This is a genomic window from Streptomyces sp. NPDC051940 (assembly GCF_040680895.1).
Classification (GTDB): domain Bacteria; phylum Actinomycetota; class Actinomycetes; order Streptomycetales; family Streptomycetaceae; genus Streptomyces.
Genome location: NZ_JBFAXR010000140.1, coordinates 1 through 20,805, shown reverse-complemented (window position 1 = coordinate 20,805; position 20,805 = coordinate 1). Strand labels below are relative to the sequence as shown.

Genomic DNA, 20,805 nt, shown 5'->3' with positions numbered 1-20,805 from the left:
AACAAACACCCACCCCTCGCGCGCGGCGCCAAACCGCGGGGGGGGGGCGCGGGCCCCGCCGGGGGGGGGGGGGGCGGGGGGGGGGGGCCGGCCCCCCCCCCCCCCCCCCCCCGGCGCCCCGCTCACGGAGCCGGGATACCGGATCCGACCGGCAGCAGCCCTCCGATGTCCGCCCGGTCGCCGCTCGCGCTCACCCGGGCCGCCTCGCGGGCCTCGGCCCACGCCGTACGCCCCGTGGCGAGGCGCAGCCAGGTGAGCGGGTCGGTCTCCACGACGTTCGGCGGGGTGCCGCGGGTGTGGCGGGGACCCTCGACGCACTGCACCACCGCGTACGGCGGGATCCGGACCTCCACCGAGGCGCCGGGGGCCTTCACGGCGAGCGCGTCGGCGAGGACGCGGACGGTGGCGGCGAGGGCCTGGCGGTCGTGCGGCACGTCGGCGCCCGTCGCTCGGGCCAGGTCGTCGGCGTGGACGACCAGCTCGACGACGCGGGTGACGGCGTAGTCCGACGCCGTCATCGCACCGAGGGCGCACGGCACGAGGCGTCCGGGGCGCAGAACCTCGGCCTCGCAGGCGGCGAGGCGCTCCGCGGCGGCGTCCAGCGCGGCGACGGCGTCCCCGCCGAACTCGCCGGCGATCCGCACGGCCTCAGCCCTCGTGTCCTGGTCGAGCCGCACCGACTCGCCTGCCGCCGACAGCGCCCACTGGCTCAGGCCCACCTGCGCCCGGGCCGCGGGCGGCGGCGCCTCGCCCAGTGCCCGGGGCAGCGCCTCGGCCTGCGCCACGATGTGCGCGAGCAGCAGTCGCACGTCCCAGTCGGGGAGCCCCGAGGGCGCGGCGAGGTCCTCCGCGGCGAGACCCCGTGCGGCTGAGGTGACCTGCGCCAGCTGGGCGTTGAGCGCCTTCCAGGTCCGGGCGGGGTCGTACGAGCGCGGCTTGCGCTTGGCTGCGGGCGGCATGGCTCAGAGGCTAGCCCCGGCCACCGACAACGCGGGCGGGGCGCCGCCGCCTACGAACCGCGTCCCGTGCCGGCCGCAGCGCCGGATCGGCGTGCATCGCGCGCAGCCCGGCCTCGGCGGCCCGGGGAGACGGCCGCACGCGCAGCACCTGGTAGAGCCAGGGCCAGGCCCGAATCCGGAACAGGTACGCACCCCGCGAGCGCGGCGCCGTGGCGAGTACGAGCCCGTACCGCCCGCCGCGGATCTCCGTCAGCTCCTCCCAGGCCATCCGGCGCGATCGCAGCAACGTACGGACCTCGACGCCCGTGCGGTCCGCGGTGATCCGCCAGGTCAGCAGCGGAAGCACGACGGGGAGCACGAACAACGCAGATACCGCCACGGACGAGGCCCCCCACTGGCCCTGCACCGGCGCCCACGCGACCGCCCCGGCCGCCAGCGCCACCAGCACGCTCCCCTGGAGCACCTGGACGACGTCCGGGCCCCACCGCACGGGTTCTTCCTGCGGCTCCGGCACCTCAGTCTCGTACCGCTCGGGCTCGCCGAACCGGACCTCGAACAGCGGCGTGGTCACGACGCACCCCGGCGCCCGCTCGTCGCCGAGGAAGACGAGGCCGCACCCGGCGTCTGTCCCCGGCACCCCGTACAACAGCGCCTCACGCGGCCCGGCGCTCCCGGCGTGGATCCGCCCCCGCACGAGCGGCCGGCGGAGATCGTCCACGGCGAAGACGTCCGCCTCCCGATCGTTGACCTCTCCGCTCACCACGACGACCACCCGCACCACCGGCACGCCTGACCGGCGCACCGCTGCCGCCCGTACGGCACGCACGCGCCAGATCAGCGGACGGGACCCGAGGATGATGACGGCGGTCATCACCCCCGCCGCGAAACCCGCCTCGTCCAGCGCGCCGTCGTCGACCCACGCCCAGGCCCCCAGCCCCGCCAGCATGATCAGCAGGCACCCGAGCCCCGACCCGTTCCGGATCCGGGCCCCCTCCGGCATGCCGCGCCGCAGCTCCCCCGCGACGCCGGTCACCACCCTCCGCCGCATCCGGCCGCACCACAGCCGCCGTACACAGCCCACGAAGACGCACCCGGCAGCCAGCGCGGCGACCGCCCGCGACCACCCCGGCACCTCCGGCCGGTACTGCACCCCCACGGCCAGCACCACCAGCCCCAGGACGGCGAGGAGGGGCAGGCGCTCGATCCACTCGAGTATCAGCAGCGCGGCCAGCGCCATCAGCGCCATGCCCGCCCAGTCGGCCCCGCCCGGCCCGTTCCCGGCGGACAGCAGGACCATCACGCCCACCACGGTCGCGAGTACCACCCCCGCCTCCGCGTCCGCCCACAGCGGCTCCCGCCCCGCCCGCAGCCACCGCTCCGCGTCCGGCCCCGTCCACGCCGGCGCGTCCGCGTCCGCGAGCACCGGCGGCAAAGGTGCAACTCCCCCGTCCACAGCAGCAGTCTGCTCCTGTACGTACCCTCCGGACACCCCTGCGGCAGCCCCGGGAGCGCCGCGGGGGGGGGCGGAACGGCCTCGGCGACCGCGGGTCAGGGCAGTACGACGAGCAGCGCGAAGACGAGCACGACGAAAGCGACGAGAACCGGACCCGCCGGCACCCCCGCCGGGGTCTCCTCCCCCGGCCGCAGGGCCGGGTCCGTGCGCATCGCCTCGAGCGCGTCGACCGCCCGCAGCGCGGCCGGGCGGGTGCGGAGGCGGTCGACGAGCACGCGCGGGCCGTACAGCTGGGTGAGCGTCACGCGTTCCGTCCCGTCCGCCGTCCGGACCAGGAACGTCACGCCGTGTTCGGCGGACGGCGGGCGGACGGCCGCCAGCGCGTCCCACGGGACCCGCCGTACCCGCCAGCCCCCGCAGATCGACACCCCTGACGCGTCCGCCGTCACCCGCCAGTTGAGCTGCCGCGCCGCCACGGCCAACATGCCGCAGCCGACGACCGCCGACGTCACGTCGTCCCAGCTCGCCGAGCCGCCCACCAAGGGCTGCGCCATCCCCACCCCGATCACCGCCAGCGCGAGACCGACCAGCCGCTCGATCCACCCGGCCCCCCAGCTGGTCTCCCGCCACCCGCCCGGCTCCGGAACGAACGGCAGCGGCGCCGGCGCCACAGGCGCGTGCGTGCACTCCACCAGCACCCCGCCCGGCTCGTCCGCGTCACCCGAGACCAGCACGATCTCCCCGCCCGCCCCCGGCGCCCCGTACAGCAGCGCCTCGCGCAGCGGACGTCCGGTCGGCTCCGGGAGCTCGACATCCGAGTCGTCGGCGTCGGGGTCCGCCTCGGCTCCGACCTCCCTGGCCGGCCACAGCGCGCACGCCAGCACCGGCGCCCGGCCCTCCGTATCGTCCGCCGCGTAGACGTAGGTACGGAGGTCGTCGGCCCCGTCCCGCGCCAGCACCCGCAGCACCGGCACCGGCCCCCGCCGAAGCTCCGCCGCCCGCCGCCGCCCCGTCAGCGCCACGCCCAGCAGGCAGCCGCCCGGCACCGCCGCCGCCAGCCCGAGCAGCTGCCAGCCCATCGCGTCGTACGGCTCCGCGACCAGCCGCGCCCAGGAACCGTCCACCAGGACCCCCACCACGGACCCCTTGGGGTAGTCCTCGGGGAACGCCGCGTACACGGTCCGCCGTCCACCGTCCGGAAGGTCGACGCGGAGGCTCTCCGTCCCCCACCCCGTGACCGTCGCCCCCAACCGCGTCGCCCGCTCCGCGTGCGCATCCTGGGCGGCGACCCCCGCCAGCCCAGCGACCGCCGCGCACGCGGCCGCCGCCAGCAGCACGGCCCCCGCCACGCCCTGCACCCGCCCGCGGCGCACCCCCATCGCCCGCGCGGGCAGCGGATGCCGTGCCGGCCCCGCGGCCTCGAGCGCCAGCGCCTGCTGCCGCCGGGCGACGTCCAGCCGGTGCAGGCAGGCGACGCAGGCGGCGAGCGCCGCCACCGCGACCGCGGCATCCGCCGCGAAGGGCGCGTCCTCCTCCCACAGGGAGGCGAGCGCCAACACGGGCAGCGTCGCCGCCGCCCAGCCGGGCACCCGCCAGATCCAGAGCATCTGCGCCAGCAGCAGCGTCATGACGCCCGCGCCCACCCAGTCCGCGTCACACGGCGCGGCCTCCGTGCACACATCCGCCGCCGCGGGCGTGGTGGCGATCGCCACCGCGACCGTCCCCGCCAGCGCCGCCAGCGACCAGCCCGGATGCGCCCACGCCGCGGGCCGCAGGGCGCGCCAGCGGGCGGCGTCGTACGACTGCCAGCCGGCCGCCCCGGCCGGTACCGCGGTCTGCGGAAGGGGTATCGGGCTGTTGCTCATGGGGACTCGTCATCTCGTACGGAGCCGCTCGCGCATATCTGCTCGCGCGCAGCCGCTCGTCAACGCCGCTGCCCCCGCCGGAGAGCCCGGCGGGGGCAGCAACGGTAGCGTCCGGGCGTCAGCCGAACAGCGCCGGGATCGTCGCCTCCCACGTCTCGCGCAGCTCCGCGAGCGGGATCGTGAACTGCCCCTGCAGCTCCACCTCGGCACCGTCGATCACGCCGATCCGCGTGGCCGGCAGGCCCCGCGCACCGCACATGTCGGTGAAGCGGAGCTCCTCCGAGCGCGGCACCGCGACGACCGCGCGGCCCTGCGACTCGGAGAACAGGAACACGAACGGGTCCAGCCCGTCAGGCACCACGAGCCGCGCGCCGTGGCCGCCCTTCAGGCACGACTCCACGACCGCCTGGACCAGGCCGCCGTCGGACAGGTCGTGCGCCGCGTCGATCATGCCGTCGCGGGAGGCCGAGATCAGGATCTCGCCCAGCAGCCGCTCACGGTCCAGGTCCACCTTCGGCGGCACGCCGCCCAGGTGGTCGTGGACGACCTGCGACCAGGCCGAACCGCCCAGCTCCTCGCGGGTGTCGCCGAGGAGGTAGAGCAGCTGGCCCTCCTGCGAGAAGGCCATCGGCGTACGGCGGGTGACGTCGTCGATCACGCCGAGGACGCCGACCACCGGGGTCGGGTGGATGGCCGCGTCGCCGGTCTGGTTGTAGAGCGAGACGTTGCCGCCTGTGACCGGCGTACCCAGCTCCAGGCAGGCGTCCGCGAGCCCGCGGCACGCCTCGGCGAACTGCCACATCCCGGCCGGGTCCTCCGGCGACGGGAAGTTGAGGCAGTCGGTGACGGCGAGCGGCTTCGCGCCGGTCGCGGCCACGTTGCGGTACGACTCCGCCAGCGCCAGCTGCGCGCCCGCGTACGGGTCGAGCTTGGCGTAACGGCCGTTGCCGTCCGTGGAGATGGCGACGCCGAGGTTGGTGTCGGCGTCGATCCGGATCATGCCGGAGTCCTCGGGCTGCGCCAGGACCGTGTTGCCCAGCACGTACTTGTCGTACTGCGCGGTGATCCACGACTTGTCCGCCTGGTTCGGCGAACCGACCAGCCGCAGCACCTGAGCGCGCAGCTCGTCGCCGTCCGCCGGGCGGGCCAGCTTGTTCGCGTCGTCGGACTGCAGCTCGTCCAGCCAGGACGGACGGGCCATCGGCCGCTCGTACACCGGGCCGTCGTGGGCGACGGTCCGCGGCGGTACGTCGACGATCTGCTCGCCGTGCCAGAAGATCTCCAGCCGGTCGCCGTCGGTGACCTCGCCGATGACGGTGGCGATGACGTCCCACTTCTCGCAGATCGCGAGGAACGCCTCGACCTTGCCCGGCTCGACGACGGCGCACATGCGCTCCTGCGACTCGCTCATGAGGATCTCCTCGGGCGAGAGCGTGGAGTCGCGCAGCGGTACGTCGTCCAGCTCGACGCGCATACCGCCGGTGCCGTTGGAGGCGAGCTCCGAGGTGGCGCAGGACAGACCCGCCGCGCCCAGGTCCTGGATGCCGACCACGAGCTTCTCGCGGAAGGCCTCCAGGGTGCACTCGATGAGGAGCTTCTCCTGGAACGGGTCGCCGACCTGGACGGCCGGGCGCTTCGAGGGCTTCGAGGAGTCAAAGGTCTCCGAGGCGAGGATCGACGCGCCGCCGATGCCGTCGCCGCCGGTGCGGGCGCCGTACAGGACGACCTTGTTGCCGACGCCGGACGCCTTGGCGAGGTGGATGTCCTCGTGCTTCATCACGCCCACGCACAGGGCGTTGACCAGCGGGTTGCCCTGGTAGCAGGCGTCGAAGACGACCTCGCCGCCGATGTTCGGCAGACCGAGGCAGTTGCCGTAGCCGCCGATGCCGGCGACGACGCCGGGCAGCACGCGCTTGGTGTCGGGGTGGTCCGCGGCGCCGAAGCGCAGCGGGTCCATCACGGCGACCGGGCGGGCGCCCATCGCGATGATGTCGCGCACGATGCCGCCGATGCCGGTGGCCGCGCCCTGGTAGGGCTCGACGTACGACGGGTGGTTGTGCGACTCGACCTTGAAGGTCACGGCGTAACCCTGGCCGACGTCGACGACGCCCGCCTGCTCACCGATGCCGACGAGCATGGCGTCGTTGGCGGGGGCCTTCTCGCCGAACTGCTTCAGATGGACCTTGCTGCTCTTGTACGAGCAGTGCTCGGACCACATCACGGAGTACATGGCCAGCTCCGCGCCCGTCGGCCGGCGGCCGAGGATCTCGCGGATCTGCAGGTACTCGTTCTCCTTCAGGCCCAGTTCGGCCCAGGGCTGCCGCGCGTCCGGGGTCTCCGCCGCGTGCTTGACGGTGTCGAGGGACATCAGGCGTTCACCAGCTGCTTCAGTACGGAGGTGAAGAACGGGAGCCCCTCGGTGGTCGGGCCGGTGAGGGCCTCCACCGCGTGCTCCGGGTGCGGCATCAGGCCGACGACGTTGCCGGCGGCGTTGGTGATGCCGGCGATGTCGCGGCGCGAGCCGTTGGGGTTGACGTCGAGATAGCGGGCGACGACGCGGCCCTCGGCCTCGAGTTCGTCGAGCGTGTGCTCGTCGGCCACGTAACCGCCCTCGCCGTTCTTCAGCGGAACGGTGATCTCCTGGCCCTGCGCGTAATCCCGGGTCCAGGCGGTGTCCGCGTTCTCGATACGCAGCTTCTGGTCCCGGCAGATGAAGTGCAGATGGTCGTTGCGCGTCAACGCGCCCGGCAGGAGATGTGATTCACACAGCACCTGGAAGCCGTTGCAGATTCCGAGGACCGGCATTCCGGCCTTCGCCTGCTCGATGATCGTCTCCATCACCGGCGAGAACCGGGCGATGGCGCCGCAGCGCAGATAGTCGCCGTAGGAGAAGCCGCCGGGGAGGACGACTCCGTCGACCTGGTGCAGATCCTTGTCGCGGTGCCAGAGCGAGACCGGCTCGGCGCCGGCGAGCTTCACGGCCCGCAGCGCGTCGCCGTCGTCCAGCGATCCCGGAAAGGTGACGACTCCGATACGAGCGGTCATCGGGCGTCGTCCTCCACCCGAACGGTGAAGTCCTCGATCACGGTGTTGGCCAGGAACGTCTCGGCCATCTTGTGGATCTCGGCGAGGGCGGCGTCGTCGGCCGGCCCCTCGAGTTCGAGTTCGAACCGCTTGCCCTGGCGGACGTCGGCGATTCCCTTGAAGCCAAGCCTGGGCAGTGCGCGCTGCACGGCCTGCCCCTGGGGGTCGAGGATCTCCGGCTTGAGCATGACGTCGACTACGACGCGTGCCACTGGTGCTCCCGGTGGTGAGTTGAGGCCCGCGGGCCATGGCCCGCTCATAGGTGCGGCTTCAGCCTACCCCGTAGGAAAATCTACTCGCGTAGATATCTAGCCTTGCTGTTGGAAAGCCTGTTACGTTGCGCCGCATGACACGCGGACGCATTCCATGACCGCGGGCATGTATTCACCGTCCTGTTAGAAAAGAAAATGCAGGCGGAGCCATACGGAAGGACCGATTTCGTGGCGCAGCGCGTAGTGGTCACCCTCTCCGACGACATCGACGGCGGGGAGGCCGCCGAGACCGTACTCTTCGGGCTCGACGGGAAGTCCTACGAGATCGATCTGAACGTCGCCAACGCGAAGAAACTCCGAAAGGCGCTGGAGCCCTATCTCGCGGCCGGCCGCAAGAAGGCGGCCTCCGGCGCCGTCTACAAGCGCAGCGCGGTGGCCCCCGACCCGGCGACGGTGCGCGCGTGGGCGTCGTCCCACGGCTTCGACGTCCCGGCCCGGGGGCGCATCCCCAAGCGGGTCTACGAGGCGTTCAGCGCCGCGCACTGAGTCCGGGTCTCGAGCTCGGCGAACGCCGCCGTGAAGGCGGGGAGCACCGGCCGGAAGTCCGGCGAGAGCGGGACCAGCCCGTCGGTGTGGGCCCCGCCGGGGACGATGGTCGTCCGGTGCAGCCGGGAGCGGCCCGCCGCGTCTACGAGCCTGTCGTACGCCGCCGCGTGGCGGGACGGCGGGGTCAGCGCGTCGAGGCCGCCCTGGACGCTGATCAGCGGGCGCGCCAGCCGTCCGGTGAGCGAGATCCGGGCGACGGCGCGGCGCACGGCGGGCGGCCGGGTGCTCAAGTCGTACGCGGAGTCCTCCCCGGTGTACGCCGGGTCGAGCTCGGTGCGGACCTGGTGCAGCAGCGGCGTCCACAGGTTCTGGAAGCTGAAGGCCCAGGCGGGCTCGGAGCCCGCCGGATAACCGGCCGCCAGCAGGGCCGCGTGGGCGGCCGCGTCGCCGCGGGCGTACGCCGGATAGGCGCGTACGGCGGGCGGCAGCGTGGTCAGCAGGCTCGTGTCCGGGGTGAAGACGAGCGCGTTCCAGTCGACGCCGCCGGTGTACAGCTCCGGACGGTTCTCCAGCTGCCACCGCACCAGGTAGCCGCCCGCGGACAGCCCGGCGGCGTAGGTACGGGCCGGTGCCTGCCCGTAATGGCCCGTGAGGGCGGCCTTCGCGGCGCGGGTGAGCTGGGTGAACCGCTCGTGCCACTCGGCGATGGTGTCCCCGGGCCGCGCGCCGTCGGCGGCCGGGGCGCTGCCCGTACCGCCCTTGTCCGTGGCGGCGAAGGCGTACCCCTTGGCGAGCACCTGGTCGGCGATGAGCGGATCGTTGGCGTACTGCTCGCGCGTGCCGGGCGGCCCGGCGACGACGAGGCCGCCGTTCCAGTCCCGCGGCAGCCGCAGGACGAACTGGGCGTCGTGCCGCCAGCCGTGGTTGGTGTTGGTGGTGGAGGTGGAGGTGTCGGGGAAGTAGCCGTCCACCTGCACCCCGGGCACCCCGGAGGGGGTGACGGTGCCGGGGGCGAGCAGCCCCGCCCAGTCCGCCGGGTCGGTGTGCCCGCCGGGCACGGTGCCGGCCGTCGTCAGGTCGTCCAGGCAGGACGTCACGGCGTACTCGGCACCGGGCACGCGGACCGCGGGGCAGCCGGGGGTCTGGGCGGCGGCCGGCGCCACGGGGGCGGCCAGCGCCAGCAGTACGGCGGGGACGAGTGCTCCGGCTCGGATCACGGGGGCTCCTTCGGCTCGTAACGGATCGGATCGCGGATCGGGCCGCTGATCAGGTCGCGAATCCCCTCGCGGACCTCGCGAGGGACCTCGTACCGGATACGGCCCTGCGACCGTAGGAACCGCGCCCCGCCCGCCAGAAGTGCGATCCGTCCCCCCGCCCCGCGCCCGGAGGTCCCATGACCTCCGGCACTCCCGCCGGGGCCCCGCCGCCGCATAGGCTGCCCCCGGCATCCCCGAAGGAGGCGGTATGTCGCACCCTGTCCCCTGGGTGCCGCCCGTCCTGTACGGCGCGGTGCTGGCGGGCGGCCTGTACTACGCGGGCATCGGCCCCGGCCTCACCGCGCGCAGCGCGGCGTTCGCGGCCCTGCTGGCCGCCCTGGTCCTGGGGGAGCTGCGCGCGGCCCCGCCCGCCGGGACCCGCGCCGCGGCCGCCGCGCTGGCGGCCCGGACGGCCGCGTACGCCGGGGTGGCCGCGCTGGACGTGTCGGGGCTGTCGCGGGTGCTGTTCGTCCTGGTGCCGTTCCTCGGCTACTTCGCCTTCGGCCGCCGGGCCGCCTGCTGGCTGGGCGCCGGCAGCGTGCTCGCGCTCGCGGCCGTCTTCACCGCGGCCGTCGACTCGTGGTGGACGCGCGCCGCGTACATCTCGGACCTGCTGATGTTCGCCCTGGGCGTGGTGCTGGCCACCACGATGGCGGCGGTCGCGGTCCGCGAACGGCAGGCACGCGACCGGATCGCGGAGCTGTCGGCCGCCCGCGAGCGCAACCGGCTGGCCCGCGAGATCCACGACAGCCTGGGCCACCATCTGACGGCGATCGGCGTCCAGCTGGAGACGGCCGAGGCGTTCGCCCCGCTCGACCCGGACCGCTCCGCCCGGGCGGTCGCCGACGCGCGCTGGTCCGCGGGCCAGGCGCTGCAGGAGGTCCGCTCGTCGGTACGGGCCCTCGGCTCCGGCGGCGACGCGGAGCCCGGCGCGGAGCTGGCGGAACTGGTGGCGCGGCTGGACGGGGAGGCCCGCCGGGTCACCCTGACGGTCACCGGGACCGGCCACCGCCCGCCGCTGGTGCTCTACCGCGCCGCCCAGGAGGCCCTGGCCAACGCCTGCCGGCACGCCCACGCCTCGCGGATAGCGGTGCACGTCTCGTACGACGAGCAGGGCGCCCGGCTGCGGGTGGCGGACGACGGCCGGGGCTTCGGCGGCGCCGCGGAGGGGTTCGGGCTGCGGGGTCTGCGGGAGCGGGTCCGGGCGGCGGGCGGGACGGTCGACATCGCCACCTCCGCCTCGGGCACGACCCTGGACGTGGCGGTGCCGTGGTGAGAGCGCGCGGGGAGGGGGCCGTCCCATGGTGAGGGTGTTCGTGGTCGACGACCAGGACCTGGTGCGCGAGGGCATCGCCGCCCTGCTCGGCCTGCAGGACGGCATCGAGGTGGCGGGCACCGCCGGCGACGGCGCGGAGGCCGTCGCGAACGCCCCGGACGCCCGGCCCGACGTGGTCCTGATGGACGTACGGATGCCCGGCATGGACGGCGTCGCCGCCACCGAGGCGCTGCGCCGCCGGCTGCCCGGGGTGAAGGTCCTCATGCTGACGACGTTCGACGACGACGAGTACGTCACCCGCGCCCTGCGCGCCGGCGCGACCGGCTATCTGCTGAAGAACCTCCCCGCCGCCGACCTGGCCCGCGCCGTCCACCTCGCGCACGCGGGCGTCGCCCAGCTCGACGCCTCCGTCGCCGCCCGCATCGCCGCCGGGCCGACAGCGGCCCCCGGCCCGCTCACGCCGCGCGAGACGGAGGTCCTCCGGCAGATCGCCGCCGGGGCGTCCAACAGGGAGATCGCCGCCCGGCTCTACCTCAGCGAGGGCACCGTCAAGAACCACATCTCCCGCATCCTCGCCCGCCTCGGCCTGCGCGACCGCACCCAGGCCGCGCTGTACGCCCGCGACAGCGGCCTGTTGTAAGCCGTTTGACTCACGCCCCCGTCGATCCGATAGAGTCGGGATCACGCCAGGGGGCGCAACAAGGCCCCCCACGCGGGTGTAGCTCAGTAGTAGAGCGCCCTCTTTCCAAGGGGGAGGCGCAGTGTGCGATCCCTGTCACCCGCTCGGAACAGCGGCTGGAGCTGGTCAAACGATCAGGTACAGTAGTTGTCGCGCCGGATGGTGAAAGCCGTTCGGAGGCATGCGGACGTGGCTCAGTTGGTAGAGCATCACCTTGCCAAGGTGAGGGTCGCGAGTTCGAATCTCGTCGTCCGCTCGGTGCAGGTCCCCTTTATGGGGGATCGATCGCACGACCCATGCGGACGTGGCTCAGTTGGTAGAGCATCACCTTGCCAAGGTGAGGGTCGCGAGTTCGAATCTCGTCGTCCGCTCTGGTTGTTCCGAAGGCCCCGGTCAGACCGACCGGGGCCTTCGTGTTGCGTCGGCCCCCGTGCCGCGTGTGCCAGGATCGGGGGCGATGACTCCGACGACTCCGACGGTGACGAGCACCGCCGTAACCCCGGTGGACCCGGCCGCCCTGCACGAGGCCGTGCTCGACTGGTTCGGCGGCAACGCCCGCGATCTGCCCTGGCGGCACCCCGAGGCGGGGGCCTGGGGCGTGATGGTGAGCGAGTTCATGCTGCAGCAGACCCCCGTGAACCGGGTGCTGCCGGTGTACGAGCAGTGGATCGAACGCTGGCCGACACCCGCCGCCCTGGCCGCCGACTCCCCCGGCGAGGCGGTGCGGGCCTGGGGCCGGCTCGGCTATCCGCGCCGGGCGCTGCGGCTGCACGCGGCGGCGGTCGCCATACAGGAGCGGCACGCGGGGACGGTCCCCAGGCGCCACGAGCATCTGCTGGCACTCCCCGGCATCGGCGAGTACACCGCGGCGGCGGTCGCGTCCTTCGCCTACGGCCAGCGGCACGCGGTGCTCGACACGAACGTCCGGCGGGTGTTCGCGCGGGCGGTGTCCGGTACGGAGTTCCCGCCCGGGGCGACGACGGCCGCCGAGCGGCGGATCGCCCGGGAGCTGCTGCCGGAGACCGACGAGCGGGCCGCGAGCTGGGCGGCGGCGACGATGGAACTCGGGGCGCTCGTCTGCAAGGCGTCCACCCCGGACTGCACGGGCTGCCCGATCGCGGCGTCGTGCGCCTGGCGGCTGTCGGGCTCCCCGGCGTACGACGGCCCGCCCCGCCGCGGCCAGACGTACGCGGGCACGGACCGCCAGGTACGGGGCCGGCTGCTGGCCGTACTGCGGGAGTCGCCGGATCCGGTCGCACAGGCGGAGCTGGACACCGCGTGGCACGAGCCCGTCCAGCGGGCGCGGGCACTGGACGGGCTGGTGGCGGACGGGCTGGTGGAACCGCTGGCGGGCGGGATGTACCGGCTGCCGCAGGGGCCGGCGGCGGCGTAGAGGTCGTCTTTTCTCACGGATCTTCCGTACGGCTTTTCTCGCGGGTCTTCCGCACGGCCTTTCTCACGGATCTTCCGCACAGCCGTGCGATAGCTTGCCCGCCATGAACGATCACGCAACCGTCACCTGGCCACCCGCCCCGATACGCACCGAACGGCTCGTGCTCCGCGCGTCGGAGGCACGCGACCGTCCGGCGTTCATCGAGATGCTCGCCTCGGCGGAGGTGAACACCTATCTCGGCGGCGGCCGGCCGCGCGACGAACTCGAGCGCGAGGTGCCCGAGGTCCCCGGGAGCCGCCCCGGCTCGTTCGTGGTCGAGCTCGGCGGGGCCATGATCGGCACGGTCCTGCTCGATCCGCACGCGGAGCGTCCGGGGCACATCCGCCCGGACCTCGGGAGGACGGAGCTCGGCTACCTGTTCCTGCCGCACGCGTGGGGACAGGGCTACGCCGCCGAGGCGTGCACCGCGGCCCTCGACTGGATCGCCGGCGTGTACCCCGGCGAGGGGGTGGTGCTCCGCACCCAGACCGCCAACGCCTCCTCGATGCGCCTCGCGGCGAGGCTGGGGTTCACCGAGGTGGAGCGGTTCGAGGCGTTCGACGCCGAGCAGTGGTTCGGCCTGTGGTCCCCGGGGACGGCGGGCGGCTGAGCGGCTGTCAGTCCCAGCCCTTGCTGAGGTCGAGCTCGTCGCGGCGCTGGTTGAGCGAGTACCAGTTCCCGCTGTCGTCGCGGAAGATCGCCTCGACGCCGTACGGCCGCTCCGCGGGCTCCTGGAGGAACTCCACGCCCTTGGCCTTCAGTTCCTCGTAGGTCCTGCGGCAGTCGTCCGTGTGGAACGCCCCGGCGCCCAGCACTCCCTTGTCGACGAGCTTGGTCAGCGCCTCGGCGGACTCCGGGTCCAGCCCGGACCCGTCGGTGCGCATCAGCGCCATCTCCAGCTCCGGCTTCCCGGGCACGCCGACGGTGACCCAGCGCATACCGCCCTCGCCCATGGTGACGTCGCTGATGACGTCGAACCCGAGCTTCTCGGTGAAGAACTTCAGAGACCGGTCCTGGTCGGTGGTCCAGACGGTGGTGATCGCGAGATGGGTGATCATTTCCTGCTCCGATGAGGGGTACGCCGGATGTGTGCTCCCAACGTAGGCAGGAGGAAGGGGCTCCGGCTTCTTCACGATTGCGGTGTCCGGCCGCGCCCCGTGCGGATCAACCGCCCTCGCCACCGCAGTCGCCCCGGCAGCTGCCGCCCGCGCTGTGGCAGACGCAGCGCGATCCGGACGGGGCGGTCGGTGCGGGGTCGGGCCGGGGGTGTGCCCGCTCCCATTCGCCGATGCCCGCATGCAGCGCGGTGAAGCAGAGGATCAGAGCCCCCAGGCTCTGGGCGGTCGAGGTGAGCCGGGGCCCGTGACGCCACAGGGCCACGGCGGCAAGCACCGCGCACAGCGCGAGCACGCTGATCGTGACCACCGGGGACCAGTCCACGGAAGGCACCTCGGGGCACTCCGGATCCTCGGAATCGCACGGCCGGCCGGAGCCGAACCCGGAGAAGGCCCGGCTGAGCGAGAACACCAGGAACACGGCCAGGTTCGCGGCCAGTGTCAGCAGGGCGAGGAAGCCGTCCCCGAGCCAGCCGACGCGGTAGTGCCCGCGCGGGGGCGGACCGACGGCGGGAGGGTGCATACCCGCACGGTGGCACGGTGGTTGAGCGCCCGGACGGGCACGTCACCGCACCGATACCGACCGGTGCCGGGAAGGAGCCCTTCCGAGGGCGTGGCCGTCACGGCCCGTCGGCGCGGTCCGCCGGATCAGCTCCGGCGGGGGTACCGCCCGCGGACGCCTCGCCCCGGCGGGGCTCGAAGCCGCCCGTCCACAGCAGGGCGAAGCAGCCGGGGATCAGGGCGGCGCCGCGGCCGACGTTCTCGCGGCGGTACTCCCCCGGCGTCAGCCCCGTCTCCCGCTTGAAGCGGGAGGAGAAGGTCCCCAGGGCGGCGAAGCCCACCGCGTGGCAGATCTCCGTGACGCTGAGATCGCAGGTCCGCAGCAGCTCCCGCGCCCGCTCGATCCGCCGCCGGCTCAGATACCTGCCGGGCGTCTCCCCGTACGCCGCCTTGAACACCCGTACGAAGTGATACCGGCTGTACCCGGCGTGCGCGGCGACGGCGTCGAGGTCCAGCCCCGGATCGGCCCAGTCCCGGTCCATGGCGTCCTTGGCGAGCCGCAACTGCCGCAGGTCGGAGGAGTGCACCTCCCGATCGTGGCACGCCCGGGCGGGCGCCGGCGGTCCGGTCCCGGTGTCCCGGTAGCATCACGCCCTGCCGCGCGCCGGACCCACGTTCTGCGCGGGACGCCACTGGCATCGGATCCGAAGGGGAGCGGGGAGAGCAATGTCGGAGGTCATGCCCGGCTCGCCGGTGATCGAGATACGCGCCGTCCCCTCCCTGGGCGACTTCCGGCGCGCGCTGCGGGCGATACAGCGGCGACGGAAGCCCGACAAGGTCGCCGGGGCCGTGGCGACCGGGGCCGCCTGGGGTGGGGCGGTCATGGCGTACACCCTGCAGTCCCCGTGGTGGTACGCGGCGGCCGTGGCCGTCGGCGGCGGGTGCTACGTCGTACGCGGGCGCCGGAGCGCGGCACCGCTGCGGCGGTGGCTGCTCGGCAGCGGGCGGGCCGCCGTCCGGCTCGGGGAGTGGCGGGTGCGGGTCGACGAGGGCGGGGTGAGCTGGCGTACGGCGTCGACCGAGGGCGCCGCCGAGTGGGACGCGTACACGCACTACCTCGAAACCGCGCAGCAGTTCATCGTGCTGCACCGCAAGCTGTCGGGGACGGCACCGCTGATCATCTTCCCGAAGCACGAACTGGCCACCGGCGAGGCCGACCAGATCCGCGCGTACCTGGACCAGCACCTCACCTTCCTCCCGGAACGCCGCCGCACCGCCCGGCTGTAGCAAGCCGTCTCGCGGCGCTGCTGCGCGAGTGCGACGGCGTCGTCCACGACGGCCTCGACGTCGTCTGGCCCGCGGCGCGGATCGCGCGGGACAACGCGGAGTTCCGCGCGTCAGCCGATTTCCCGGGGCTGTACATGCCGTTCGAGCCGCTGATGTTCTTCGGCGACAACGGAGGCGGCGACCAGTTCGCCTTCGTCCGTACGCCCGAACGCGACGAGGTCTTCGTCTGGGACCACGAGACCGACGGCCGCTACCTGGCGGAGTACAGCCTGGAGCAGTACCTGGAGCGCGCTCTGCGGGAGAAGGGTGACTGGTACCGCTAGCGCGCGGAAACGCCGGAGGGCCGCCCGGCACCTCTCCGCTACAGGAGATGACGGGCGGCCCTGTCCGAGGTGGCGGGTCCGGCCCCGCGAGGGGGCCGGTCGCCGGGCGGCGGCGGGTTACTCGGCGACGGCAGCCGGGACCGCGTCCGCCTTGGCCGCCTCCGGGCCCGCGCCGCGCAGCGGGATCTCCTTGACGAGCCACGCCGCCGCGAAGGCCAGCACCGCGAGCACCGCGCCCCACAGGAAGACCTGGTGCGTGCCGTTGGACACCGCGTGGAAGTACGCGTCCTTCAGGCCCGCAGGCAGCTTGGCCAGCGACTCCGGGGTCAGCTGCGCGTTGCTGCCGGTGAGCTTCGAGCCCGCCTCCCCGGCCCGGTCGGCCATGGTGTCGGAGACCTGGCTGCTGAACAGGGAGCCCATCAGCGAGACGCCGAAGGAGCCGCCGATGGTCCGCGTCAGCGTGACCGTGGACGAGCCGGAGCCCATGTCCCGCATCTCCACGCTGTTCTGCGCCACGAGCATCGTGATCTGCATCAGGAAGCCCATGCCGGCGCCGAGCAGGGCCATGTACACACCGGAGGTGAACCGCGAGGTGTCGGTGTCCATCGTGGACAGCAGGTACAGGCCCACCACCATCAGCGCGCCGCCGACGATCGGGAAGACCTTGTACTTGCCGGTCTGCGTCGTGTAGCGGCCCGCGAAGAGCGAGACGACCATCATCGACAGCAGCATCGGCAGGAGCAGCAGACCGGAGTTGGTCGCCGACGCCTCCTGCACGCTCTGCTGGTACAGCGGCAGGAACGTGATCGCGCCGAACATCGAGAAGCCGACCAGGAAGCCGATGACGTTCATCAGCGAGAAGTTGCTGTTACGGAAGATCCGCAGCGGGATGATCGGCTCGGCCACCTTGGTCTCGACCCACAGGAAGAGCCCCAGCGCCGCCGCGCCGGCCACCGACAGCCCGATGATCTGCCCCGAGCCCCAGTCGTACTCCGTACCGCCCCACGAGGTGACCAGCACCAGCGAGGTGATACCGGCCGTCAGCAGCGCCGCGCCCAGATAGTCGACCCTGGCCTTCGTCCGCTTCTTCGGCAGGTGCAGCACCGCGGAGATCACGAAGAGCGCCACCGCGCCCAGCGGCAGGTTGATGTAGAACGCCCAGCGCCAGCCCAGGTGGTCGGTGATGGAACCGCCGACCAGCGGGCCGCCGATCATCGCGATGGCCATGACCGCGGCCATCATGCCCTGGTACTTGCCCCGCTCCCGCGGCGGCACCAGATCGCCGATGATCGCCATCACGCCGACGATCAGACCGCCGGCGCCCAGACCCTGGACACCGCGGAACGCGATCAGCTGGCCCATGTCCTGGGCCATGCCGGAGAGCGCGGAGCCGATCAGGAACAGCACGATCGACAGCATGAAGACGCCCTTGCGGCCCCACATGTCGCCGAACTTCCCCCACAGCGGGGTGGAGGCGGCCGTGGCCAGGGTGTACGCCGTGACCACCCAGGAGAGGTGGTTGAGGCCGCCCAGCTCGCCGACGATGGTCGGCATCGCGGTGCCGACGATCATGTTGTCGAGCATCGCGAGCAGCATCGCGATCATCAGGCCCAGCAGGACCACGCGTATGTTCTTCGGGGACTCCGCGTCCGCGGTCCCCTGTTGTTCCAGGCCCTCCGCCTGGGTGGTCTGTGTGTCAGACATCCCGTCCACCTACTTACTTGCCGCCCGGCTAGTTCGCTACGATGGAGAAGGTACGCGGCAACTAGCCGGGCGTCAAGTAAGTAACCGTTGGACCGAGGAGTGCACCATGGCCAGCAGGGGCGACACCCGCCAGCGCATCCAGGATGTGGCCCTGGAGCTCTTCGCGGAGAAGGGGTACGAGAAGACCTCCCTGCGGGAGATCGCCGAGCGTCTCGACGTGACGAAGGCGGCCCTGTACTACCACTTCAAGACCAAGGAGGACATCCTGATGGCGCTCTTCCAGAGCCTCGGGGCCCCCTTGGACGAGCTGGTCGAGTGGGGGAAGCGGCAGCCGCGCACGCTGGAGATGAAGAAGGAGCTGCTCGCCCGCTACAGCCAGGCCCTGCAGGGCGCCGCGGCGCTGTTCCGCTTCATGCAGGAGAACCAGGCCACGATCAAGGACCTGAGCCTCGGCGAGACCTTCAAGAACCGGATGTTCGCCATGGTGGACCTGCTGCGGGACGAGGACGGGTCGCTGGAGGACCAGGTCCGCTGCGCGACGGCGCTCTTCTCCATCCACGCCGGACTCTTCGCCCTGAAGGACATGGACGCCACGCCGGAGGAGAAGCAGAAGGCGGTGCTGACCGTGGCGCAGGAGCTGATCGTCGCCGCCCACCACGGCGCGTAGGGGCGGCGCGCACCACGGCGGGTAGCGGCGCGCACGCACGCCGACGCCCCCGGCAGAGCCTTGAGCGGCTCGCCGGGGGCGTCGGCGTGTGTACGGGGAGGGGTCAGCCGTGCAGCTTGACGCCCTTGTCGGTCAGGAAGTTGACCGGGTTCACGGCGGAGCCGTAGTACGGGGTGGTGCGGATCTCGAAGTGCAGGTGCGGGCCGGAGCTGTTGCCGGTGCTGCCGGACAGGCCTATGACCTCGCTGGTCTTGATCTTCTCGCCGGTCTTCACGTTGATCTTCGACAGGTGGGCGTACTGGGAGTACAGGCCGTTCTTGTGCTTGACGACGATGTTGTTGCCGTACGCGCCGCCCCAGCCGGCCTCGACGACGGTGCCGCCGTGCACGGAGTGGACCTTGGTGCCGGTCGAGACGGCGAAGTCCTGACCGGAGTGCTTGGCGGCCCAGCGGGCACCGCCCTGGTTGTACTTGCCGGTGAAGGTGTACTTGCCCTTGATCGGGGAGACCCAGGACTTGGCGCCGGCGGCAGGCTTGGCAGTCTTCGACGCCTCGGCGACACCCGCCGCGCTCGCCGCGCTCGCCACGCCGCCACCCGCGAGGGCGAGGACACCGGCACCGGCCACGAGGGCACCGGCGCGCTTGGCGGTACGGGCGGAGAACTTCGCGTGCTTCGACATCTCGGAATTACCCTTTCGGATTGCGTTGAGCCCGGCTGCGTTCCGAACTCGCACAACATTGGTAACCCGGATTGGAGTTTGGTTTCAAGGGTGGCAATTACTACGACCGACCGTAGACGCCGGACAGGCATTTCGACCCCTTGCGGGGGCTGGAAACGGGGCCGCGGAGGGGGTCGCGGGCGCTTTGGAACTGGGGGTGATGAGCGTGTACCCCTTGCGCGGCAAGGGAAGGAGGCGGCCCGACCGAACGTCCCAGGCAGTCCCCTGCCGAATGCCCCGGGCGGTCCGGGACGAAAGTCCCGGCCTTTAGTCCATTCCTGATCCTAATGCGTGTAGTAGAGCGATTTCGGCCGTGGTCGAGCCCACACGGGGATAAGGAGAAACCGGACTCCGACGGGACTTTCACCGCTTCGCGAGGGACTTTTATCCCCCGCGCCGGGACCTTGTACCCGGGCCCGGCCCCGGGCCTGGCTCCCGGCCGCGGCTCCCGGCCACGCTCAGGCAGCGCTCAGGCGGCGCGCAGGAGCCGGGCCAGGGCCCGGCCGAAGACCCGCCGGGCCGCCGCGGCGAGCAGGGGATCCAGGGCTCTGGGCAGCCCGTACGGCCGCAGCTCCTCGCGCCAGACGACGCGGGAGACGCCCGCCCCCTCCTCGTACACCTCGATCTCGGCCCACCCCCGCACCCAGCGGCCGCGCTTCTCCAGCCGGCACAGTCCGGGCTCGCCGGGCCCGGCAGGGGGTCGCCAGACGGTGATCTCCATCGGATCGTCGAAGCCGAGCCGCCGCCAGCCCGTGCGGGCGGTGAAGCGGCCGCCCTGCCCTGCCGGGGCCCCGGGCTGCAGTGAGACGCGGGTCAGCGGGATCCCCACGGCGTGCCGCTCCCAGTCGGTGACCCGGTGCCAGGCATCGGCGGCGGGGAGGGCGGGGTGCCGTTCGACGCGGAAGAGGGCCATCAGGGCTCCGGGCGGCGTAGGGGGAGGGACTGGACGGGATGCCAGGCCGTACCGTCCCAGACGATGAGGTCGACGTGCGTCACCGCGGCCGTGACCGGGAGCCGCGGGGCCAGCTCGGCCTCGAGGGCGGTGTAGGCCGCCTCCCAGGTGTCGGGGCCCTCGTGGTTGGCGACGGTGAGGTGCGGGGCGAGTCCTTCGTCGCCGAAGATCCCGCGGTACGGGACGGCCTGCGGCCAGCGGTCGCGCAGCGCCTTCGTGAGCGCGCGGACGGGGTCGGCGGGCCAGGGGTCGAGGCACAGGACGCCGGGATAGCGGGTGAACTCGGCGAACGTCAGGTCGAACGCGTCGTGCGTGCGCAGCAGCGCGGCGAGCTCGGCGTGTACGGGGGTGGTGAGCCGGCTCTCGTGCAGAAAGGGATAGAGCACGGTGACGTGCGCGGGGATCCCGGTCCGTACGAGCGCGTCGGCGTGCGGGACGCGGATGCTCAGCGCCGTGTCGCCGGACACGTCGGGCCACGCGGTCATCCGTGCTCCCTTTCGCGTCTGCGGCTCGTGCCGCGGCGCCAGGCTATGCCCTGGCGGGGCGGCTCGGGGCGGCGCCCCGGCGGGCGGGTTGCGGTTCGCGCCGGCTGCCGCGCATCCGGCCTTCGGCCGGAGTCTTCAGACGCCGGACGGGCTGGAGGTCGCCTTGCGCCGGCTGACGCGGTCGGCGCTGCGCGCCTCGTCCTCAAACGCCGGACGGGCTGGGATGGTGCTGCGGCCACGCTCGGATGCGTCCGGTCCCGCAGGCGCCTGCGGCGCGACTCGGCGCTCCGC

At 73.0% G+C, this 20,805-nt stretch carries 22 protein-coding genes and 3 tRNA genes; 11 read left to right on the top strand and 14 right to left on the bottom strand.

All coding sequences use genetic code 11. The annotated features are described in order from the left end of the window. Positions 1 to 122: 122 nt before the first annotated feature. The 6 genes from AB0M28_RS34430 to purS form a co-directional block, all read right to left on the bottom strand. A complete protein-coding gene (locus AB0M28_RS34430) occupies positions 123 to 959 on the bottom strand; it encodes a sterol carrier family protein (RefSeq protein ID WP_365413676.1) in 837 nt (278 codons plus the stop codon). A gap of 10 nt (positions 960 to 969) precedes the next feature. Further along, entirely contained in the window at positions 970 to 2,412 is a 1,443-nt protein-coding gene (locus tag AB0M28_RS34425; protein WP_365413674.1) for a hypothetical protein, read from the bottom strand. Positions 2,413 to 2,507: 95 nt separating this feature from the next. After that, entirely contained in the window at positions 2,508 to 4,277 is a 1,770-nt protein-coding gene (locus AB0M28_RS34420; protein WP_365413672.1) for a hypothetical protein, read from the bottom strand. Between the two features lie 118 nt (positions 4,278 to 4,395). Continuing rightward, positions 4,396 to 6,645 (bottom strand): phosphoribosylformylglycinamidine synthase subunit PurL, encoded by a 2,250-nt coding sequence (gene purL, locus AB0M28_RS34415; protein WP_365413670.1) that lies wholly within the window; start codon positions 6,643 to 6,645, stop codon positions 4,396 to 4,398. Then, positions 6,645 to 7,322, bottom strand: a complete 678-nt coding sequence (purQ, locus tag AB0M28_RS34410) for a phosphoribosylformylglycinamidine synthase subunit PurQ (RefSeq protein ID WP_365413668.1) — start codon at positions 7,320 to 7,322, stop codon at positions 6,645 to 6,647. Before purQ ends, purL begins: the two co-directional genes overlap by 1 nt. Then, positions 7,319 to 7,573, bottom strand: a complete 255-nt coding sequence (gene purS, locus AB0M28_RS34405; protein WP_323378382.1) for a phosphoribosylformylglycinamidine synthase subunit PurS — start codon at positions 7,571 to 7,573, stop codon at positions 7,319 to 7,321. Before purS ends, purQ begins: the two co-directional genes overlap by 4 nt. 228 nt (positions 7,574 to 7,801) lie before the next feature. On the opposite strand from purS, the gene AB0M28_RS34400 reads away from it, so the two are divergent. Then, a complete protein-coding gene (locus AB0M28_RS34400; RefSeq protein WP_365413666.1) occupies positions 7,802 to 8,119 on the top strand; it encodes an Lsr2 family protein in 318 nt (105 codons plus the stop codon). Here the strand turns inward: AB0M28_RS34400 and AB0M28_RS34395 are convergent. Beyond that, complete coding sequence (locus tag AB0M28_RS34395; protein ID WP_365413664.1) at positions 8,092 to 9,336, bottom strand: tannase/feruloyl esterase family alpha/beta hydrolase; 1,245 nt, start codon at positions 9,334 to 9,336, stop codon at positions 8,092 to 8,094. The two genes, AB0M28_RS34400 and AB0M28_RS34395, sit on opposite strands and share 28 nt — an antisense overlap. Before the next feature lie 247 nt (positions 9,337 to 9,583). Here AB0M28_RS34395 and AB0M28_RS34390 point away from each other — a divergent pair, with 247 nt between their 5' ends. From AB0M28_RS34390 to AB0M28_RS34360, 7 genes are all read left to right on the top strand, one after another. Then, entirely contained in the window at positions 9,584 to 10,651 is a 1,068-nt protein-coding gene (locus tag AB0M28_RS34390) for a sensor histidine kinase (protein WP_365413662.1), read from the top strand. Positions 10,652 to 10,676: 25 nt separating this feature from the next. Then, on the top strand, positions 10,677 to 11,291 hold the full coding sequence (locus AB0M28_RS34385; RefSeq protein WP_365413660.1) for a response regulator transcription factor: 615 nt from the start codon (positions 10,677 to 10,679) through the stop codon (positions 11,289 to 11,291). A gap of 72 nt (positions 11,292 to 11,363) precedes the next feature. Beyond that, positions 11,364 to 11,435: transfer RNA gene (locus AB0M28_RS34380), tRNA-Gly, on the top strand. A 78-nt stretch (positions 11,436 to 11,513) separates the two neighbouring features. Beyond that, positions 11,514 to 11,586 (top strand) — tRNA-Gly (locus AB0M28_RS34375). 42 nt (positions 11,587 to 11,628) lie between these two features. Continuing rightward, a tRNA-Gly gene (locus tag AB0M28_RS34370) sits at positions 11,629 to 11,701 on the top strand. A gap of 86 nt (positions 11,702 to 11,787) precedes the next feature. Next, entirely contained in the window at positions 11,788 to 12,723 is a 936-nt protein-coding gene (locus tag AB0M28_RS34365; protein WP_365413658.1) for an A/G-specific adenine glycosylase, read from the top strand. 103 nt (positions 12,724 to 12,826) lie between these two features. Beyond that, positions 12,827 to 13,372, top strand: coding sequence for a GNAT family N-acetyltransferase (locus AB0M28_RS34360; RefSeq protein WP_365413657.1), 546 nt, complete (start codon positions 12,827 to 12,829; stop codon positions 13,370 to 13,372). 7 nt (positions 13,373 to 13,379) lie between these two features. On the opposite strand, the gene AB0M28_RS34355 is transcribed toward AB0M28_RS34360, so the two are convergent. From AB0M28_RS34355 to AB0M28_RS34345, 3 genes are all read right to left on the bottom strand, one after another. Then, entirely contained in the window at positions 13,380 to 13,820 is a 441-nt protein-coding gene (locus tag AB0M28_RS34355) for a VOC family protein (RefSeq protein WP_365413655.1), read from the bottom strand. 106 nt (positions 13,821 to 13,926) lie between these two features. Next, the gene (locus tag AB0M28_RS34350) at positions 13,927 to 14,400 is read right to left on the bottom strand and encodes a DUF6234 family protein (protein WP_365413653.1); all 474 of its coding nucleotides are present in this window, start codon (positions 14,398 to 14,400) and stop codon (positions 13,927 to 13,929) included. A gap of 97 nt (positions 14,401 to 14,497) precedes the next feature. Continuing rightward, on the bottom strand, positions 14,498 to 14,920 hold the full coding sequence (locus AB0M28_RS34345) for a helix-turn-helix transcriptional regulator (RefSeq protein ID WP_365413678.1): 423 nt from the start codon (positions 14,918 to 14,920) through the stop codon (positions 14,498 to 14,500). A 184-nt stretch (positions 14,921 to 15,104) separates the two neighbouring features. Between AB0M28_RS34345 and AB0M28_RS34340 the strand changes: the two genes are divergently transcribed. Both AB0M28_RS34340 and AB0M28_RS34335 read left to right on the top strand, forming a co-directional pair. Further along, positions 15,105 to 15,665 (top strand): YcxB family protein, encoded by a 561-nt coding sequence (locus tag AB0M28_RS34340; protein ID WP_365413651.1) that lies wholly within the window; start codon positions 15,105 to 15,107, stop codon positions 15,663 to 15,665. Positions 15,666 to 15,799: 134 nt separating this feature from the next. Further along, complete coding sequence (locus tag AB0M28_RS34335) at positions 15,800 to 15,988, top strand: hypothetical protein (protein ID WP_365413649.1); 189 nt, start codon at positions 15,800 to 15,802, stop codon at positions 15,986 to 15,988. A gap of 117 nt (positions 15,989 to 16,105) precedes the next feature. Here the strand turns inward: AB0M28_RS34335 and AB0M28_RS34330 are convergent, their stop codons facing one another. Continuing rightward, positions 16,106 to 17,692, bottom strand: a complete 1,587-nt coding sequence (locus AB0M28_RS34330; RefSeq protein ID WP_365413647.1) for an MDR family MFS transporter — start codon at positions 17,690 to 17,692, stop codon at positions 16,106 to 16,108. A 106-nt stretch (positions 17,693 to 17,798) separates the two neighbouring features. Here AB0M28_RS34330 and AB0M28_RS34325 point away from each other — a divergent pair, with 106 nt between their 5' ends. Beyond that, complete coding sequence (locus AB0M28_RS34325) at positions 17,799 to 18,359, top strand: helix-turn-helix domain-containing protein (RefSeq protein ID WP_365413645.1); 561 nt, start codon at positions 17,799 to 17,801, stop codon at positions 18,357 to 18,359. A 103-nt stretch (positions 18,360 to 18,462) separates the two neighbouring features. Here the strand turns inward: AB0M28_RS34325 and AB0M28_RS34320 are convergent, their stop codons facing one another. The 3 genes from AB0M28_RS34320 to AB0M28_RS34310 form a co-directional block, all read right to left on the bottom strand. Beyond that, positions 18,463 to 19,038 (bottom strand): M23 family metallopeptidase, encoded by a 576-nt coding sequence (locus tag AB0M28_RS34320; RefSeq protein WP_365413643.1) that lies wholly within the window; start codon positions 19,036 to 19,038, stop codon positions 18,463 to 18,465. Positions 19,039 to 19,546: 508 nt separating this feature from the next. Beyond that, positions 19,547 to 19,990: an SRPBCC family protein gene (locus tag AB0M28_RS34315; RefSeq protein WP_365413641.1), complete on the bottom strand. Its 444-nt coding sequence runs from the start codon at positions 19,988 to 19,990 to the stop codon at positions 19,547 to 19,549. After that, positions 19,990 to 20,514 (bottom strand): 2'-5' RNA ligase family protein, encoded by a 525-nt coding sequence (locus AB0M28_RS34310; RefSeq protein WP_365413639.1) that lies wholly within the window; start codon positions 20,512 to 20,514, stop codon positions 19,990 to 19,992. The genes AB0M28_RS34315 and AB0M28_RS34310 overlap by 1 nt, the downstream gene beginning before the upstream one ends. Between the last annotated feature and the right edge of the window lie 291 nt (positions 20,515 to 20,805).